The organism is Acinetobacter sp. GFQ9D191M (assembly GCF_011174875.1).
Classification (GTDB): domain Bacteria; phylum Pseudomonadota; class Gammaproteobacteria; order Pseudomonadales; family Moraxellaceae; genus Acinetobacter.
In genome coordinates, this window is the sequence record NZ_JAALGV010000112.1 from 1 (window position 1) to 909 (window position 909).

The following is a 909-nucleotide window of genomic DNA, read 5'->3' on the forward strand; positions in this document are numbered from 1 at the left end:
CCTCCTAGAAATCCATGAACACTACGTGCTTTGCTTGTCACTAAATTGTACTGACCTTTCAATAAACTGAATAAAGTCTCTATCTTATTGCGCTGTTTTAAGTGATATTTATCTGACTCAGAAAGTTGTATAGCCTGCATATTTTTTCGATGATAGGTAATTAAATCAATACCTTGCTCTTTCAACCTACTCTTCAGTTCTTGACTAATATAGCCACGATCTCCATACAACTTTGCTTCCATCTCTTTAACGAGTCTCTCAACCATTTTGATATCAGCCAAATGTCCATTGGATAAAGCAGAACAAGCAATTTCACCAAATTGATTCATCACAATATGTAATTTACAGCCATAAAACCAGCCCATTGAGCTTCTACCACGTGATGCAATTTGGACTAATGATTTATGGCGTTGAATACGTTGATTTTTACAAACTGGCAGAGTTGTTGAATCAATCCATAAATATTGTGTACGTTGGCCTTTCATTAGCGCCACATGTAAAGCGTGTAGAGCTAATTGATGTCTATTAATCAGATGAATCATCCGTTGGTAACAGGGTAAGCTTTTAAATAAATGATTTTTATCCTGTTTCAACCATGTGAAAAATGCTTTGAAATTAGTGAAATGAGAACATTTATACCAGATCGCGATAAAAGTGATTTCTGAGATACTCAAGTGAGCGGTTCGGACTCTGGAGAAACGACGACTTTGTTTAAGGAAATTCCAGTAGGTTGCTTCAAATTTAAGAAAGAAATCATCAATTACGCAAAATAATTCGGTACTATTAAACATCGGGACTAGAGTTTTAAGTTTTGTGTGGTAACTCAACTGATGGCTCTAGTCCTCTTATTTTTCAAGTCAATTTTTTATCCGCGATTCGGGTTAAATAGTTTAATAAATGCCTAAAGTT

General features: G+C 35.1%; 1 protein-coding gene. It reads right to left on the reverse strand.

The annotated features are described in order from the left end of the window. On the reverse strand, positions 1-791 hold a 791-nt coding region (locus G5T77_RS14960), incomplete at its 3' end, for an IS982 family transposase (RefSeq protein ID WP_166236239.1). Positions 792-909 lie beyond the last annotated feature (118 nt).